The sequence below is a fragment of the Planococcus maritimus genome, assembly GCF_001592825.1.
GTDB classification, from domain to species: domain Bacteria; phylum Bacillota; class Bacilli; order Bacillales_A; family Planococcaceae; genus Planococcus; species Planococcus maritimus_C.
In genome coordinates this window covers 1-358 of sequence record NZ_LTZG01000049.1, presented here as the reverse complement: position 1 = coordinate 358, position 358 = coordinate 1, and the positions used below count along the sequence as shown (strand labels likewise).

1 protein-coding gene is annotated in these 358 nt (G+C 47.2%); it reads right to left on the bottom strand.

Annotated elements, in window-relative coordinates:
- Positions 1-217: 217 nt before the first annotated feature.
- The coding region (locus AY633_RS16840; protein WP_260804587.1) for a GNAT family N-acetyltransferase at positions 218-358 on the bottom strand (141 nt) is incomplete at its 5' end.

Genomic DNA, 358 nt, shown 5'->3' with positions numbered 1-358 from the left:
AACTATTTATTTCTTGTTGCCCGCGTTTCCGGCACACAGCCGCTCCGATTCCCGTATCGTTGCGGACACCGGTGATCAATGCAATGCTTTTGGGTTTTGCCATCCTTGTTGTCCTACTGCGATAGTTTTAAAGTAGCTTCGCAATATAATACTCATCCATGTAGCTACCGTTGATGAGCAACGAATCCCGCTTCACGCCTTCAATTTCGAATCCCATCTACTGATACAAAGCAACTGCTGATGCGTTTTCTGCTATCACTGTCAGTTCCAAACGGTGTAGATCGAAGGATTTTACCCAAGCGTTCACATGGGAAACTAAAACCTTTCCGACACCTTTGCCGCGGCTATCGCGATCGGC